Genomic DNA, 15,926 nt, shown 5'->3' on the forward strand with positions numbered 1-15,926 from the left:
GTTTATTTACATGAAACTTGTCGATTTCCCAGGAAATAATTCGAATTATGCTTTGGTCTTCTCCTTAGACATTTCACGAAGGAGGAACTTTTGAATTTTCCCTGAGGCTGTCATTGGGTATGCCTCTATAAACTCAACATATTTCGGTATTTTATGAAATGAAATTTTTCCTTTGCAGTAATCCTTTAATTCATCGGAAGTTAACTGCTGCCCATTTTTTAAAATAACCCACGCCATAAGCTCTTCCCCATATTTTGGATCAGGTACTCCAACTACTTGAACGTCCTGGACATTTGGATGTTGATATAAAAATTCTTCTACTTCTTTTGGATAGATATTTTCTCCGCCACGGATTACCATATCTTTTATACGTCCTGTTATATCAATATATCCTTCCTCATCCATCACTGCGATATCACCCGTGTGAAGCCAGCCATTGTTGTCGATTGCCGACTTAGTAGCTTGTTCGTTCTTATAATAACCCTTCATCACTAAATAACCTCGTGTACAAAGTTCTCCAGGAACTCCAGTAGGTGTATCTTCTCCTGTTGCTGGATCAATAATTTTAACCTCAACCCCTTTATGGGGCTTCCCAACTGATGACACACGTTTCTCAATTGGATCATCCGTCTTCGTTTGCGTAATGACTGGAGATGCTTCGGTTTGCCCATATGCGATCGTTATTTCGGCTGCGCCCATATCAATAATCACTTTTTTCATCACTTCAATTGGACAAATCGATCCAGCCATAATACCAGTTCGTAGCGTAGACAATTCAAACTGTTTAAAGTCTGGATGGTTCAATTCTGCGATGAACATTGTTGGTACCCCGTGTAACGCTGTACATTTTTCGTCCTGAACCATTTGAAGTACTTTTCCTGGATCAAATTGTTCAATAACGACCATTGTCGTCCCATGTATTACGGATGCTATTGTTCCCATGACACAACCAAAGCAATGGAAAAAAGGTACTGGAATACAAAGACGATCTTTTTCCGTCAAAAATATATAGTCTCCTACGAGTTGTCCGTTATTTACTACGTTTTTATGAGAGAGCATGACGCCTTTAGGAAAACCAGTAGTTCCTGATGTATATTGGATATTAATCACATCATCATTTCGAAGTGATCTTAACGCATCCTCTAGTGTATCGTCTGTAATCTCATCTGAATGCGCCAATAACTCTGACCATGTATATATACCCGTATACTCATTCTCACTCATAACAATGACACGTTTAAAATGTGGAAGCTTTTCTGAGTGAATGTTACCTTTTTCGGCTGTCCTTATCTCTGGGCATACTGCTCGAACTATATCTAAATAGGAAGTTCCTTTAAAAGATTCACATAGTATGAGAGTTGTAGCATCTGATTGCTGCAATAAATATGCAAGTTCTTTCTCTTGGTAATTCGTATTCACCGTAACTAATACTGCACCCATTTTGCCTGTTGCGAATTGGCTAAGTAGCCACTCTCTCTTGTTATCCGACCAAATTGCTACATGCTCCCCTTTTTGTATTCCCATACCGATAAAGGCTTTTGCAAGCTCATCTGTTTCTTCGTCAAATTCCTTATACGTTTTTCGAATGCCATGCTCTGGATACACATACGCTTCCACATTGGGAAATTTACTTGCTGTTTCTTTCACAATTTCTCCAACTGTTTTTTCATTTAACAAACCAATCTCCCCTTTGATTGTTTATTATTTTATTTTATCACAAAATTCTGACGTTAAAGACTTTTCGTTTTCTAATTGACAGTTCGTTGAAACCTGGTAAAATCCTAATTACTTTCGCGATTGAAAGCGTTGAATCGTCAAAGTGTAATTATTTAACTAGGAGGATATTTTATGTTTCGAATTTCATCTACAATTACGCCTCCTTTTCGAGAGGCATTATTTCTTATCTTGTTAATAGTTTCTTTGATGGTAGTTTGCATTATAAAATTTGATGCTGTACCACATTTACCAATTTTATTTGCCATTCTACTTTTAATTGGTTATGGGTTATTAAAAAGGGTTCCTTTCGAATCATTAGAAGAAGGACTAATAGAAGGTTCTAAAACTGGGCTCGGCGCAGTTTTCATCTTTTTCTTTATAGGAATTTTAATAAGTAGCTGGATGATTGGCGGTACTATTCCGACGCTTATTTATATAGGATTTCAATTAATTTCACCACATTTTTTCTTTGCAATAGTCTTCTTAGTAACATGCGTTATCGGTCTTGCTATTGGCAGTTCATTAACAACCGTTGCCACAGTAGGTGTTGCTTTTGTTGGTATAGCAAGTGCTATGGATATTTCATTGGCTATTACTGCTGGGGCCATCGTTTCAGGAGCCTTTTTCGGAGATAAGATGTCTCCATTATCAGATACCACGAATCTAGCGTCAGCTATAGTTCGCGTTGATCTGTTTGAACATATACGTAATATGGGGTGGACGACAATCCCAGCATTTTTTATAGCGATAATTGGATATGCATTACTTTCCCCTAACAAAGAAATTCAACAATTAGAGCAAATAAATACAATGAAAGAAGGTCTACTTCAAACTGGTATGGTCCATTGGTATTCATTACTTCCACTGGTTTTGCTCATTGTACTTTCTGCCAAAAAAATGCCTGCTCTGTTAGCACTTGCTCTCACTTCAGCAAGCGCTATAGCTGTAGCTTATTTCCATCAGTTTTTTACAGCAAGTGAAGTATTAAACATCTTATTTAGCGGCTATATATCTCAAACTGGTATAGAAGCGGTTGACTCCTTATTATCTAGAGGTGGAATGACTAGCATGATGTTTACTATCTCCCTAGTCTTACTGGCTTTGAGTATGGGTGGGCTTTTATTTACATTAGGTATAGTGCAAAGTTTACTGCGGAAAATAGAAGGTTTACTAACGAGTGTAGGAAAGGTCATTTCAGCTGCAGCTTTTACAGCTATTGGAGTAAACGTACTAATCGGGGAGCAATACTTGTCCATTTTATTGACAGGCGAAACCTTCCAAGCCCATTTTCAAAAAGTAGGGTTAGCAAACAAAAACCTAGCTCGTGTGATGGAGGATGCAGGTACTGTAGTAAATCCGTTGGTTCCTTGGAGTGTTTGTGGGATTTTCATCACAGATGTTTTATCTGTATCCACAATTGACTACTTGCCGTTCGCATTCTTCTGTTTACTTTGTCCAGTGCTCACTATTTTGTTTGGATTGACCGGCAAAACACTTACTTATAATAAATGAAGTCGATGTGATACACTATTTCAAAGTATATTACTAAAAAGTAGGCGATTTGATGGAATTTCAGGAAATGAAAGAATACTTTCTTCAGCAAATAGGAACGAAGCAGTTAGTCACTGCAACGATTAGTCAACCACGTGCAAAGTCTAATGAAGTGAAACGTGTAAAATTAAAACCGATTGAAATAAAAAATACGTATCATATTCAGTTAGAATACCAGTACGAGCGAATATTGAAGCATGAAAATATTGCATTAGATGCATTTACAGAAAAATTAGATGAACTCTTAGAACAGTTCCGTCAACTGCATATGGATTTCAAAGAGGAAAAAGTACAAGCTCAGCTCACAAAGAAAAACAAAGTTATGTGGAAATCAGAAATAACTGCAGCCACTAAAACAGTAGACCTCTCCCATAACCGGAAAAAGAATTATTTGTTGGATGAGCAAACGCCGTATCCTTTCCTTATCCGTTTAGGCGTGCAGACACCTGATGGAAAAGTCAAAAAACAAAAGTATGACAAATTTAAACAAATCAATCGCTTTATCGAGTTTATAGATGATACGCTTGCCTACTTGCCAAAGGATAAAACCGTTAGAATTCTCGATTTTGGCTCAGGTAAATCTTATTTGACATTCGCATTGTATCATTATTTGAAAATCGAAAAAGGCCTTGATATCCGAGTTACTGGTCTTGATTTGAAAAAGGAAGTCATTGAAGAATGTGCACAAATTGCAAATGATTTAGGATACGATCAGTTAGAGTTTCTAGTAGGAGATATCAATGACTACAATGACGAAACTGCTGTAGATATGGTTGTTACGCTACATGCCTGCGATGTTGCGACAGATATGGCACTTGCAAGGGCTGTAAAATGGGATGCGAGCGTCATTTTGAGTGTACCTTGCTGCCAGCACGAATTAAACACACAGCTAGATGCACCTGGTTTAGACATTATGTTAAAACATGGGCTAATAAAAGAACGTTTTGCTGCTTTAGCAACGGATTCCATAAGAGCAGAGATCTTGAATATGGTCGGGTACGAGTCACAATTAGTCGAGTTTATCGATATGGAAAATACGCCAAAAAACATTTTAATACGTGCCTATAAAACAGGAAAAAAACCTACCGCTGAACAAATGGCAGGATATCAACAATTTAAACAGTTACTAAATGCGAAGCCGTTCTTGGAGAATGAATTGAAAGATTACCTGATTTGAAAACGATTTATATAATACGCGACTGGAGGATTTTATGATGAAAGAACCAACTATCAAAAAAGTAGCTTATGGTATAGCAATGGCCATCGCCATAATCATTGTGCATTTTATCAATGCTCGCGTTTATGCAATGCCTCCTATTTTCGCTTTGTTTTTGGCAATTTTCGTCACATACCTTGGCATCGTATTAATAAATAAATCCAATAATTTTGATCAAACGATTTCTAGGACTAAATATAATTTAATAAACACAGTAGTTGTGCTTGTACTTTTTATCGCTTATTTTAAGATTTCTGGATGAAAAAGTGAGCAAGAAATGTCTTAAGACACTTCTTGCTCACTTTTTTGTTTTATAACTCCTGACGTAATGCTTGAATCACATCAATTTTAGTTGCTTTGCGTGCTGGTCTCCAACCAGAAATCATCGCGACCCCGATACTAATTGCAGACGCTAAAACTACTAGCTGCCAGGGGATTAATGAAAACGTAATAGATAGGTCTTGAAGTCCATCCTCCCCTAATGCAGCTCCAACCACCATCGGCAGTAGCCAGTTAGCTAGGAAGCTTACTGCGTATGAAATAATGACCGCAAGGACAGTACCAATTATTCCAATCCACGCACTTTCCATTAGGAACAATCTTTGAATCAGCTTAGGACTAGCTCCAATTGCTTTCATCACGCCAATTTCGCGTGTTCTTTCGGTTACAGCCATTGTCATGGTATTAAAAATTCCAATAGAGGAGATAAGAATTGCAATGGTTCCAACGAATATTAAACCTATTTTAAAAGCCATAAAGAACACATCGATTTGCTCTAATTGCTCTGATACAGAATAGACGTTATAACCCATATCCTTCAAATCTTTTGTTACTGATTTCACATGCTCCAAACTAGAAGTATAAATTTTAGTTGTTGCGTAAGTAAATTTTTCAGGAATTTGTTCTGCATTCGCTTCATAAACTCCTGTTAATTCCGGTAGCCAAGATTTATCCATTAAAATGCTTTGATCTACTATCCAGTCTTTTGCCGGATTATCCACTACTCCTACTACTGTAAAGTGCCATTGTTCTGGGAATGTAGTATCCGCATCATATGATTGTAATGATAAGGAAACTTTTTTGCCTATAATCGACTTTTCATATCCCTTTGGAAGATCTGCCTCTTCTACCCCTTCCTCAACCTTTGCACGTTCTGTATCTGTCCATAGATTCTGTGCAAAGTGATACCCCACTACTATTTCCGAATTATTTTGAGGCAATCGTCCTTCTGATAATTTAAGATTTGATTGTTCTTCCTCTTTCATATCAGTTAATTGCAAGTTTCCTGATATCGAACGATCGTCTAAATGGAAGCTTGTCATTACATCCATGCTTGTTCTTTGGACGATTGCTCCAATATATGGAACAGATTTAATTTCTTCTAAATTCAATTCTTCGTTTTCCTTCGGGTAAACTTCCACTTCTGTAATTGCTTGATCTTGCAGGATTTCATTGCGCATCGTATCTTGAATACCAAACCCAATAGAAGCTAATACGATTAAAAATGCACAGCCCATCGTTGCGGCAAGAATAGTCATAAATACACGTAATTTGTTTTTCTTAATATGTTGGCGAACAAAGTCGACTTGATCTTTAAATAACATTATCGAACATCTCCCTTCACTAATTCCCCGTCGTGCATTTTAAATGTTCTATGTGCGATGCTTGCCACTTCCGCATCATGCGTGATCATCACAAACGTTACGCCAAGTGTTTGATTTAAATTTTGTATTAATAGTAATATATCTTGCTCAGTTTCAGAATCTAGACTCCCTGTTGGCTCATCTGCAAATAGTATAGGTGGATTGGTAATTAAGGCACGTGCAATACTTACACGCTGTTGCTGTCCCCCAGATAATTCGTTTGGATAATGGTCACCAACCTCTGTTAGTCCTACCTTGTCCATCATTTGCTGAACACTGGCTTTTCTTTGTTTCGGGGATATACCCTTTAGCTTCAAAGGTAGCTCTACATTTTCAATAGCGGTTAACCCAGGCATCAGTTGAAAGTTTTGAAAGATAAAGCCGAAATTATTCAAGCGGAATGCTGCTCTTTCCGTTTCATTTAAATTTGCTGTTTCTTGTCCATTTACTGTAATGGAGCCTTGTTCGGGACTCATAAACCCTGCGATTGTATGAAGTAAAGTTGACTTACCAGAGCCACTCTTCCCTACAATTGCCACGATTTCTCCTTGTTTTACCTCGAACGATAAACCTTTTAACACCGGCACTTTCTTCTCTTTACCTTTTTTCCCTATTAGAAATGTATGATCCACTTGCTTCACTTGTATCATTTATTTACCCTCCTGTTTCTCTACTCCACTCATTGTACCCACCATTTCTTAACATTCTAGAAGTATAAAAATGAAGAAATTCTTAAGATAGATGGAAATGTGTAAGGCGCCAGTGCTTTGGAAGAATGGTGGTAAAGGAGCTTTACCGTTAAAATTAATAAAAGTAAAACTTTTCTGCATTATACCCCGTCTAATGATTAATACGTTCGAACGCTACAGTTAGAAAAAGGAGCATACCCCTGTCATGACAAAATCAGAAAAGTTTCAGCTAGTGGAAAATTATATAGTTGAAAATCAGAACGCCCATTACCGACTTGCATATAGTTATGTAAAAGATAAGGAATTGGCCTTGGACATTATCCAGGAAAGTATTATGAAGGCATTAAAATCAATTGATTCACTGGAGCAAATCCAATATTTGAAAACGTGGTTTTACCGGATATTAATAAATACTTCCATCGACTTTATTCATAAAAACAAACGAATGGTTGTAGTGGAGGATGAAATTTCAGACTTCCATTTACCCTCCAATGAGATGGAAATACCGGATATCGATCTGTATGAAGCTATTGATCATTTAGCACCCAAACAGAAAACACTTATTATTCTTCGTTTTTTTGAGGATATGAAAATAGAAGATATTGCAATGACACTCGGAGTAAACCCAAACACAATTAAAACAAGATTGTATGCAGCTCTTAGGAAACTACGCTCCTTTATGGAAGAGAAGGTGAAAGCATGAGCAAGTTAAATGACTCTAAAAAACAATATGAAGATATAGAAATTCCTGATGAGTTAAAACATATCGTAAGCAAATCCATCCAAGCAGCAAAAAAGGAAGAATCGAAATCTCCATCATTCAAAAGTGGGGAATTGGAATTGTAGCAGCTGCAGCAATCTTCGTAACAAGCGTTAACGTCAGTCCTACACTAGCAGAGTCACTTTCTAAAGTACCTATGCTTGGACAAATCATAAAAGTCGTCACTCTACAAGAACTATCTGAAGAGGTTGGAACATCTAAAGTAGATTTAAAAACACCAAATGTAACAGGCTTAACGAATAAAGGATTAGAAAATAGTTTAAATGAAAAATATGTCGAAGAAAACAAGTTACTTTATGAAGGATTTCAAAAAGAGATGGAGAGTGGAGGAGATCGAGATGTATCTTCTGCGTACAAAGTAGTGACCGATACCGATGACATTCTCTCAATTAATCGTTACGAGGTGAATCCAGGAGGCTCTTCATTCACTACTATGAGAACAGATACGATTGACAAGAAAAATGAAATCCTTATTACATTGCCTAGTCTTTTTAAAGACAACGGATATATAAACGTAGTTTCTAGCTATATCAAGAGTGAAATGTCTAAAGAGATGGAAGCAGATGAAACAATTACTTATTGGATTGCGAGTGATGAAGTATCGGGCTTTGAAGCAATTCGCCCTGATCAAACATTCTCTATTACGGCAGATCACAAACTGACTATTTCCTTCGATAAGTACGAGGTTGCTCTAGGTTCTATGTCTGTCGTTACATTTGAAATACAAACCGATGTCATAAAAGACGAACTAGTCAGCGATTATTATATTAAGTGATTTCAGGATATTCGACCGATTGCAGCAAGGTTTCGACCGATTACTTCTGTTATTCAACCGATTATCTTGCCTATTCGACCGATTATCACTCATATTCGACCGATAACCTTACTTATTCAACCGATTCCTAAAACCATGATACAAAAAAACTGCTCCTTCTCACGAGATTGTGAAAGGAGCAGTTTTTTAGTTATGAAGGCATCGGCGTTTCAGTTGGTTTCGCATAGCCTTCTTTATACATTTCATCGATTGTATTGCGAATTTCTACTAATGACTTTCCTTCTTGTATCATTTGGATGGACGTGACAGCCGTTTCTAGACAGGCTGCACAACGAGTTCCGTGATCATCCCAAACAACTTCACCATTTTCTTTTACTTCATGGACGAAGCAGTTGAAATTACTTTCGTGCCCTGCACTGTCACCACAACCACAATAGCAAGGCATCCATTTAAGCACATCATTTGCTTTAGCTGCGGCTTGATAGACAAGTTTCATATCCTCAGACTGAGTATCTAAAAACGCTGGCAATACATCTGTTGAATCCGTTGTTTCCTGTATATCGGCATTTTCTTGATGATCTAAGTGATCCTCATGTTCTTCATGATTTTCTTGCACAGTTTCCTGTCCACATGCAGACAGAACTAATATACAACTAAATAGAATAAATAATATTTTTTTCATATGAGAAAACAATCCTTTTTACTTAATATGTGTTTGGCTAAAGCGTTTAGATCATATTTTCAGGTCGAACAATTTCATCGAATTTGTCAGCAGTCAGTAGTTCTAACTCGATCGCTGCCTCTTTTAATGTTGTACCATTTTTGTGTGCATGTTTTGCAATTTTAGCTGCATTTTCATACCCGATATATGGGTTCAATGCAGTAACGAGCATTAGTGAGTTATTTACGTGGTGCTTAATCGTATCTAAGTTAGGTTCAATCCCCACTGCGCAATTGTTATTAAAGCTTAGGATTGCATCGCTTAATAATCCAACTGATTGTAAGAAATTATAAATAATCACTGGTTTATATACATTTAATTGATAATTCCCTTGGCTTGCTGCAAAGCTAATCGTTGTATCATTCCCCATTACTTGTGCCACAACCATTGTCATTGCTTCACTTTGGGTTGGGTTTACTTTACCTGGCATAATCGAACTTCCCGGCTCATTTTCAGGAATAGAAAGTTCTCCAATACCAGAACGTGGTCCACTTGCCAGTAAGCGAACATCATTGGCAATTTTCATCAAGTCAGCTGCTAATGCTTTTACTGCACCATGGACATAAACAACATCATCATAACTGGTTAATGAATGGAATTTATTTTTTGCGGATGTAAATTCGATTCCTAGTGCTTTAGAAATTTCTACAGCTACTTGATCGCCAAAGCCTTTCGGTGCATTTAATCCGGTCCCAACAGCTGTTCCACCAATTGCTAGTTCCTTCATCTCTTCTACACTTTGTGTAATCATTTTTGCTGATTTTTCTAGCATTCTATGCCAGCCGCTAAACTCTTGTCCAAGTGAAAGTGGTGTAGCATCCTGTAAATGTGTACGGCCGATTTTTATAATATCCATAAATTGCTCGGATTTTTTTCCTAATGTTTCCTTTAAGACGTCAATTGCTGGTAGCAGTTGGTTCTCTACAGCAAGTACTCCTGCGATATGCAGGGCTGTTGGGAACGTATCATTTGAGCTTTGTGATTTATTTACATCGTCGTTAGGATGAAGACGTTCTTCGCTTCCCTTTTCCTCAAGTAACTGATTCCCTCGATGCGCAATTACTTCATTTACATTCATATTGGATTGAGTACCACTACCTGTTTGCCAAACAACTAATGGAAAATGCGCATCTAGTTTCCCAGCTAGTATTTCATCTGCCGCTTTTGCGATGGCATCTTTTTTTGCTTCTGATAGATTTCCAAGTGAATGACTAACAATTGCTGCAGATTTTTTTAAGAGGGCCAAACCATGCACTACACCAATTGGCATCTTTTCCGTTCCAATTTTAAAGTTTTGTTTCGATCTTTGAGTTTGTGCTCCCCAAAGACTATCTTCTGGAACTTTAATTTCTCCCATAGAGTCATGCTCAATACGATAAGACATTATCCTCGCTCCTTTTAAATCCACTTATTTTGTTTATCTTCCAACATTGCTAAAAATTCATCGACTACCTCTGGGTGAAATTGAGTGCCTTTTCCATCTTTCATCTCTTGAATGGCTTCCTCAGTAGTCATCGCCTTACGGTAGACTCTTTTCGTAGTCATTGCATCAAACGCATCCACTACGGAGACGATAGAAGCTTCTATCGAAATTTGACTTCCTACTAAACCATACGGATATCCTTTTCCATCATACCTTTCATGATGTTCTTCTACAATAAAAGCGGCTTTACGTATTCGTTCTATTGGATGGTTACTCATCATTTCTGCACCTAAAGTTGTATGCATTTTAATGACTTTCCATTCATCGTCTGTTAGTTTGCCCGTTTTGTTCAATATTTCTAAAGGGATTGCTAGCTTACCGATATCATGAAAATACGAACCCATCGATAAAATGGCTACTCCTTGTCGACCCGGTCGCATTCTTTTCCATAGTTCAAGAGAGTAATCACGAATTCGCGAGCAATGATGATAAGTATAGCCGTCCACTTCTTGAATTTGTTTAGCATCTCTTTGAATGATTCCACGCTCTGAAAAGTTTTTCTCAAATTTCGAAGAAGTCATTTCAAACAAAATCTCCACATGTGATTCCGCATTACAAGTAACCACTCCAGCACACTCATTTACATCTATCACATCACCACGTTGCAATATCAACTTTTGACCATCCCTATCTATTTCTAAGACACCATTTAAAATAGTATAACGCTCCACAAAATCAGCAGAAGAATTTGAGTGATAATAAACCCAAGTAGTTGTATTTGGAAACAATGTATACAAAGAGTAAGAAATATTTTCCGCACTTCCGAGATATGTAGTAACCGATTGATCTGTAATTACTCTCGGTAGATATGCTTTCAGACGTATATCCTTTATTTGTTCAAGTGTTAGCATATTTCATCCCCCATACCTATGACAACATTCAGCTTTATCCCGCATTAACGGTCAGTATGACTCCCAATTTGAGGTTTAGCCCCAAGCTACAAAGTATAGTCGGCGGATAACTGACCGTAAAAGCCCGCCGTAGAACATAGACGAAAAGCGCCACGTCGTGTGGCATCGTCTATGTGACTCGCTTCCGCGAGCCTCGGGCCAACAGGATGTTGGTCACTCAGGCATTAACGCATGACCGCGGCGTTATTTGCCTGAGTTCCATTTTCAATCAGTGGGGATGAAGACTATCCCCACTGATTGAAGTTTCACACTTTTTCTGCTTTTATTATACAATTCAAACAACTTAAATGAAACAAAATAAAAAGAACCTATGAATATTTTCATAGGTTCTTTGCCTTAAAATGTTATGGACTTTCATTTACACTTTTTATTTCTTCTGTTAATCGCTCTATACTCGGACGAATATTCCCTTTACCTACATAACTTTCTAGCATTTCCTTCACATCAATACCAGAGGATGCTTTTAGCGTTTCTTGAAGTGTTGACATCAAGTTAGTTGCATAGGAGGTAATTCTGTTAGCTCCCCCACCTTCTCCGCTACCAGTGTCGACAACCGTAATTTTGTCGATATTTGAAAGGGGACTTGCAATTTGTTTTGCGTATTCAGGAAGCATATGAACAATCATATCGAGAACAGCTGCCTGACCATACATTTCAAAAGCTTCTGCTATCTTACGTTTTGCTTCTGCTTCGGCAAGACCTTTCAGTCGAATAACATCAGCCTCCGATTCCCCTTGTGCTCTTAGAGAATCTGCTTTTGCTTGCCCGTCTAATCGAACCTTCTCTGCGTCCGCTTTTGCTTTAGCTTCAATTCGATATTTCTCCGCATCTGCCTCTGCCATCTCACGTGACTTAGAAGCTTCTGCATTTTGCTCAATGGCATAACGATCTGCATCCGCCTTTTTCTTTACCTCAGAGTCATATTGTTTCTCGCGACGTAGAATCTCTTTTTCTTCTAACTCTATTTGTTTTTGACGCTCAATAATTTGAATTTGCATTTCTTGCTCCATAACATCTTGCTTAGAGCGTGCCGTTTCTAGTTCATACGCTTGGTCTGCCCGAGCTTTGGCAATGTCCGACTCGCGACGGTATTCAGCTACCTTTAACTGGTTATCCTTTTCGGATTCAGCAATTTCCGTAGCTCTTTCGATTTCGGCTCTCTGTGCATCTTTGGAAGCTTCTGCCCGTTTGATACGAGTTTCTTTCTCAGCTTCTGCTGTTGCGATATCTGCATCACGCTTAACCTGTGCAATTCTTGGCTTTCCAAGAGAATCCAAATATCCGTTTTTATCTCGTACGTCTTTGATCGTAAATGATACAATGACTAATCCCATTTTTGCTAAGTCCTGAGATGCGACACGTTGTACTTCCTGTGAGAATTTATCTCGATTTTTATAAATTTCCTCTACGGTCATAGAGCCTAAGATAGATCGCAGATGACCTTCTAATACTTCCTTAGCTTGGTTTTCACGGTCATCCTTGGATTTACCTAAAAACTGTTCGGCCGCAGTGGCAATCTCCGAAATAGAGCCTCCAATTTTAATAATTGCCGTTCCGTCCGCCATTACTGGAACACCTTGCTCTGTATATACTTCAGGCGTAGTAACTTCTAATTTACTAGAAAGAAGACTAAGTGGTTTTGCTTGTTGGAATACTGGAAAGATAAATGCCCCTCCACCACGTATAATTTTAATGCGGTTACCAGATTCGTCTGTATGTACATTCTTAGATCCCAAATAACTTCCCGTTACAATTAAAGCTTCATCTGGCCCTACTGTACGATATTTCGTAATAAAAACAGCTAACATAGCAATTATCACAAATACTACTATCCCAATAACAATCAACATTTCTATTTGCATTTCTATTCCCCCTATTGTCTATACTAATGGTACGTACTCTTTTACTAAAAATGTACCTTGATCTACATCTATTATGAGCACCTTTTTGTCATAATCTATTTCTTCATTGTCAAATCCTGTAGCTCTTTTTGAAATGATTCCATTAACTGTTTCAATAATTATTTCTCCAAATCCATTTGCTGGTATCGGGACAATCACTCTCCCAACTAGACCTTGTAGAGATTCGTCGGCGTATGCAGTGGATACCTCTGCAGAAGCAAGCGGAACTAATATAAAAAAGTACAGTAAGAATGTTAATATACTCGAAATAATAAGAGCTACTACAATAACAATTTTCTCGTCCCAATCTGTTAGCTTTAATAAAATAAAGCCCGTTGCACAAATAAAAAGAAGGAAGGAAAGTACCGTTGTCGGGTTAAATATACCGCCGTCCATTCCATCAATTGCATCCGCAAATAATACATACACAATAGTAATTAAACCAATACCAACTAACCCATATAAAAAGACCTGTTCTATTTCACTCACCCCTTTCATCTAGAAATACTTCTTTGTAATATATACGGAATTAATATCAGAAAGTTTCATTTATTCTACTTTTTGTAAAAACTAATTATTTCTTATCTCTGATTAATCATGAATTCTTTATATTCTGTTAAAGCCTTTTAATTTTCGACAAAAAAACGCACTTACGTTCTATTTCCTACATCAAATGTTACAGAATTGTAAATTTGACTAATCTAGAGTAAAAACTGTGTTGATTTAGTTAATTTTTTGTTATGATATTTGAGGAAAAAGTATACATATTAATTAAGTCCAGGAGGCTTTTATGATTAGTTCAAAAAAACCCGATCCATTTTTCGTATCTCTATTAAAAATTGCCGAAAACGTACGTGATAGTGCTCACTACGCAGATGGTTTTCGCATTAATACGGTTGCAGATTTAAAAGAAATCAGTATACATTTAAAAAATTACGAAACCGCAGGAGATACACTAATACATGAATTGATCGTTATGTTAAATAAATCTTTTATGACTCCAATTGAGCGCGAAGATATCCTTGAGCTTGCGATCCGTATGGATGACATTTTAGATGGTATTGATAATTTCACCGCTCATTTAGAAATGTTTTCATTAATCGAGATTGATGAATCTATGCGTACATTTTTAGGGTATATTGTGAAAAGCACCGATGAAATCGTTAAAGCAATGGAGCTTCTAGCGAGTAAGAAACTTTTGAAGATGCATGAACATTCTATTCTTATTAAAGATTATGAAAGAAGATGCGATGAAGTACTACGGTCATCGATTAAACAGTTATTTTTGAACGAAAAGGATCCAATCCGTATTATTCAATTTAAAGACATCTATGAACAACTCGAAGACATCGCAGATTATTGTCAAAACGTAGCAAATACGTTGGAATCAATTATCATGCGAAATGCGTAGGAGTATAAGCTTATGGATACAGTATTTATATTAACCATTCTAGTAGTACTCTTCGCTCTTATATTTGACTTTATTAATGGCTTTCACGATACAGCAAATGCCATTGCCACATCTGTTTCTACAAGAGCATTGAAGCCTAGAGTGGCTGTACTAATGGCAGCAGTTATGAATTTCGTTGGTGCTTTGACTTTTACGGGGGTCGCTAAAACAATCACAAAGGATATTGTAGACCCTTTTGCCCTGCAAAATGGATCACTAATCATTTTAGCTGCATTACTATCCGCAATTATCTGGAACTTAGTTACTTGGTATTATGGCATTCCTTCCAGTTCATCTCATACGTTGATTGGCTCTATCGCTGGAGCAGCCGTGTCATCTGCTGGATTCGCTATTCTAAACTGGGAAGGCTTCATTAAAATCCTTCAAGCATTACTCATTTCACCATTCTTAGCACTAGCTATAGGATTCTTAATGATGTCATTATTTAAGGTTTTATTTAAAAATGGAAGTTTATATGGGACAAACAAGAAGTTCCGTATATTCCAAATTGGTACGGCAGCCCTTCAATCCTTCACTCATGGTACGAATGATGCGCAAAAAGCAATGGGTATTATTACAATGGCTTTAATCGCAGCAGAATGGCAAACAAATGACGATATTCAATTATGGGTTCGTATAGCTGCAGCTACTGCAATGGGTCTTGGTACTTCTATTGGTGGATATAAAATCATTAAAACCGTTGGTGGTAAAATTATGAAAATACGTCCTATTAACGGGGCAGCAGCTGACTTGTCTTCTGCATTGATCATTTTCGGTGCTACTACTATTCATTTACCAGTTTCTACTACACATGTTATTTCTTCTGCTATTATGGGGGTTGGATCCGCTCAACGTGTGAAAGGGGTTAAATGGGGAGTTGCTCAGAAAATTGTCATAACATGGATTATCACTTTACCAATTTCAGCAGTTATGGCCGGCGTTATTTTCCAAGTACTGAATTTATTATTCTAATAAAGAGAATGATCCCCTGTCTTTTCGGACAAGGGATCATTCTCTTATTTATTGGTGCTCTCTCGCATAGCATCCGCTGCCTCTCGTATGGAAGCCAAGTTGTCTCGTATAACCAAC

The 15,926-nt window shown here is 37.5% G+C and carries 16 protein-coding genes; 8 read left to right on the forward strand and 8 right to left on the reverse strand.

Annotation, left to right across the window (positions count from 1 at the left end; all coding sequences use genetic code 11):
• Positions 1–45 precede the first annotated feature (45 nt).
• Positions 46–1,677, reverse strand: coding sequence for an AMP-binding protein (locus LDK52_RS04640; RefSeq protein WP_407081782.1), 1,632 nt, complete (start codon positions 1,675–1,677; stop codon positions 46–48).
• A gap of 171 nt (positions 1,678–1,848) precedes the next feature.
• Here LDK52_RS04640 and nhaC point away from each other — a divergent pair, with 171 nt between their 5' ends.
• From nhaC to LDK52_RS04655, 3 genes are read left to right on the forward strand one after another with little or no spacing between them, the layout of a single operon-like run.
• Complete coding sequence (gene nhaC / locus LDK52_RS04645; protein WP_277584780.1) at positions 1,849–3,228, forward strand: Na+/H+ antiporter NhaC; 1,380 nt, start codon at positions 1,849–1,851, stop codon at positions 3,226–3,228.
• Positions 3,229–3,280: 52 nt separating this feature from the next.
• Positions 3,281–4,444 (forward strand): class I SAM-dependent methyltransferase, encoded by a 1,164-nt coding sequence (locus tag LDK52_RS04650; protein ID WP_277584781.1) that lies wholly within the window; start codon positions 3,281–3,283, stop codon positions 4,442–4,444.
• 37 nt (positions 4,445–4,481) lie between these two features.
• The gene (locus LDK52_RS04655) at positions 4,482–4,745 is read left to right on the forward strand and encodes a hypothetical protein (RefSeq protein WP_277584782.1); all 264 of its coding nucleotides are present in this window, start codon (positions 4,482–4,484) and stop codon (positions 4,743–4,745) included.
• A 49-nt stretch (positions 4,746–4,794) separates the two neighbouring features.
• Here the strand turns inward: LDK52_RS04655 and LDK52_RS04660 are convergent, their stop codons facing one another.
• Positions 4,795–6,087, reverse strand: coding sequence for an ABC transporter permease (locus LDK52_RS04660; RefSeq protein ID WP_277584783.1), 1,293 nt, complete (start codon positions 6,085–6,087; stop codon positions 4,795–4,797).
• Positions 6,087–6,776, reverse strand: coding sequence for an ABC transporter ATP-binding protein (locus LDK52_RS04665; RefSeq protein ID WP_277584784.1), 690 nt, complete (start codon positions 6,774–6,776; stop codon positions 6,087–6,089). The genes LDK52_RS04660 and LDK52_RS04665 overlap by 1 nt, the downstream gene beginning before the upstream one ends.
• Before the next feature lie 244 nt (positions 6,777–7,020).
• On the opposite strand from LDK52_RS04665, the gene LDK52_RS04670 reads away from it, so the two are divergent.
• Genes LDK52_RS04670 through rsiV form a run of 3 tightly spaced genes read left to right on the forward strand, consistent with a single transcriptional unit; the run spans position 7,021 to position 8,371 of the window.
• Positions 7,021–7,518 (forward strand): RNA polymerase sigma factor, encoded by a 498-nt coding sequence (locus tag LDK52_RS04670; protein WP_277584785.1) that lies wholly within the window; start codon positions 7,021–7,023, stop codon positions 7,516–7,518.
• Positions 7,515–7,661, forward strand: a complete 147-nt coding sequence (locus LDK52_RS04675) for a hypothetical protein (RefSeq protein ID WP_277584786.1) — start codon at positions 7,515–7,517, stop codon at positions 7,659–7,661. Before LDK52_RS04670 ends, LDK52_RS04675 begins: the two co-directional genes overlap by 4 nt.
• On the forward strand, positions 7,649–8,371 hold the full coding sequence (gene rsiV, locus LDK52_RS04680; protein ID WP_479687885.1) for an anti-sigma-V factor RsiV: 723 nt from the start codon (positions 7,649–7,651) through the stop codon (positions 8,369–8,371). Before LDK52_RS04675 ends, rsiV begins: the two co-directional genes overlap by 13 nt.
• A gap of 190 nt (positions 8,372–8,561) precedes the next feature.
• Here the strand turns inward: rsiV and LDK52_RS04685 are convergent, their stop codons facing one another.
• From LDK52_RS04685 to LDK52_RS04705, 5 genes are all read right to left on the reverse strand, one after another.
• Entirely contained in the window at positions 8,562–9,053 is a 492-nt protein-coding gene (locus tag LDK52_RS04685) for a PCYCGC motif-containing (lipo)protein (RefSeq protein ID WP_277584788.1), read from the reverse strand.
• Positions 9,054–9,099: 46 nt separating this feature from the next.
• Positions 9,100–10,476: a class II fumarate hydratase gene (gene fumC / locus LDK52_RS04690; RefSeq protein WP_277584789.1), complete on the reverse strand. Its 1,377-nt coding sequence runs from the start codon at positions 10,474–10,476 to the stop codon at positions 9,100–9,102.
• A gap of 14 nt (positions 10,477–10,490) precedes the next feature.
• Positions 10,491–11,426: an HD-GYP domain-containing protein gene (locus tag LDK52_RS04695; RefSeq protein WP_277584790.1), complete on the reverse strand. Its 936-nt coding sequence runs from the start codon at positions 11,424–11,426 to the stop codon at positions 10,491–10,493.
• Positions 11,427–11,830: 404 nt separating this feature from the next.
• The gene (locus LDK52_RS04700) at positions 11,831–13,348 is read right to left on the reverse strand and encodes a flotillin family protein (protein WP_277584791.1); all 1,518 of its coding nucleotides are present in this window, start codon (positions 13,346–13,348) and stop codon (positions 11,831–11,833) included.
• Positions 13,349–13,366: 18 nt separating this feature from the next.
• Positions 13,367–13,885: an NfeD family membrane protein gene (locus LDK52_RS04705; protein WP_277584792.1), complete on the reverse strand. Its 519-nt coding sequence runs from the start codon at positions 13,883–13,885 to the stop codon at positions 13,367–13,369.
• Between the two features lie 292 nt (positions 13,886–14,177).
• On the opposite strand from LDK52_RS04705, the gene LDK52_RS04710 reads away from it, so the two are divergent.
• Complete coding sequence (locus tag LDK52_RS04710) at positions 14,178–14,798, forward strand: DUF47 domain-containing protein (RefSeq protein WP_277584793.1); 621 nt, start codon at positions 14,178–14,180, stop codon at positions 14,796–14,798.
• A gap of 12 nt (positions 14,799–14,810) precedes the next feature.
• Positions 14,811–15,809: an inorganic phosphate transporter gene (locus tag LDK52_RS04715; RefSeq protein WP_277584794.1), complete on the forward strand. Its 999-nt coding sequence runs from the start codon at positions 14,811–14,813 to the stop codon at positions 15,807–15,809.
• Positions 15,810–15,926: the final 117 nt, after the last annotated feature.

It is taken from the genome of Psychrobacillus antarcticus, assembly GCF_029533155.1.
Classification (GTDB): domain Bacteria; phylum Bacillota; class Bacilli; order Bacillales_A; family Planococcaceae; genus Psychrobacillus; species Psychrobacillus antarcticus.

Excerpts from the sequence above, each read along its gene's own strand:
- LDK52_RS04660 (WP_277584783.1), bottom strand. The coding sequence starts at position 6,087 with ATGTTATTTAAAGATCAAGTCGACTTTGTTCGCCAACATATTAAGAAA.
- fumC (WP_277584789.1), bottom strand. The coding sequence starts at position 10,476 with ATGTCTTATCGTATTGAGCATGACTCTATGGGAGAAATTAAAGTTCCA.
- LDK52_RS04695 (WP_277584790.1), bottom strand. The coding sequence starts at position 11,426 with ATGCTAACACTTGAACAAATAAAGGATATACGTCTGAAAGCATATCTA.
- LDK52_RS04700 (WP_277584791.1), bottom strand. The coding sequence starts at position 13,348 with ATGCAAATAGAAATGTTGATTGTTATTGGGATAGTAGTATTTGTGATA.
- LDK52_RS04650 (WP_277584781.1), top strand. The coding sequence starts at position 3,281 with ATGGAATTTCAGGAAATGAAAGAATACTTTCTTCAGCAAATAGGAACG.
- LDK52_RS04705 (WP_277584792.1), bottom strand. The coding sequence starts at position 13,885 with ATGAAAGGGGTGAGTGAAATAGAACAGGTCTTTTTATATGGGTTAGTT.
- LDK52_RS04715 (WP_277584794.1), top strand. The coding sequence starts at position 14,811 with ATGGATACAGTATTTATATTAACCATTCTAGTAGTACTCTTCGCTCTT.
- LDK52_RS04675 (WP_277584786.1), top strand. The coding sequence starts at position 7,515 with ATGAGCAAGTTAAATGACTCTAAAAAACAATATGAAGATATAGAAATT.
- LDK52_RS04655 (WP_277584782.1), top strand. The coding sequence starts at position 4,482 with ATGAAAGAACCAACTATCAAAAAAGTAGCTTATGGTATAGCAATGGCC.
- LDK52_RS04665 (WP_277584784.1), bottom strand. The coding sequence starts at position 6,776 with ATGATACAAGTGAAGCAAGTGGATCATACATTTCTAATAGGGAAAAAA.
- LDK52_RS04710 (WP_277584793.1), top strand. The coding sequence starts at position 14,178 with ATGATTAGTTCAAAAAAACCCGATCCATTTTTCGTATCTCTATTAAAA.
- nhaC (WP_277584780.1), top strand. The coding sequence starts at position 1,849 with ATGTTTCGAATTTCATCTACAATTACGCCTCCTTTTCGAGAGGCATTA.
- LDK52_RS04670 (WP_277584785.1), top strand. The coding sequence starts at position 7,021 with ATGACAAAATCAGAAAAGTTTCAGCTAGTGGAAAATTATATAGTTGAA.
- LDK52_RS04685 (WP_277584788.1), bottom strand. The coding sequence starts at position 9,053 with ATGAAAAAAATATTATTTATTCTATTTAGTTGTATATTAGTTCTGTCT.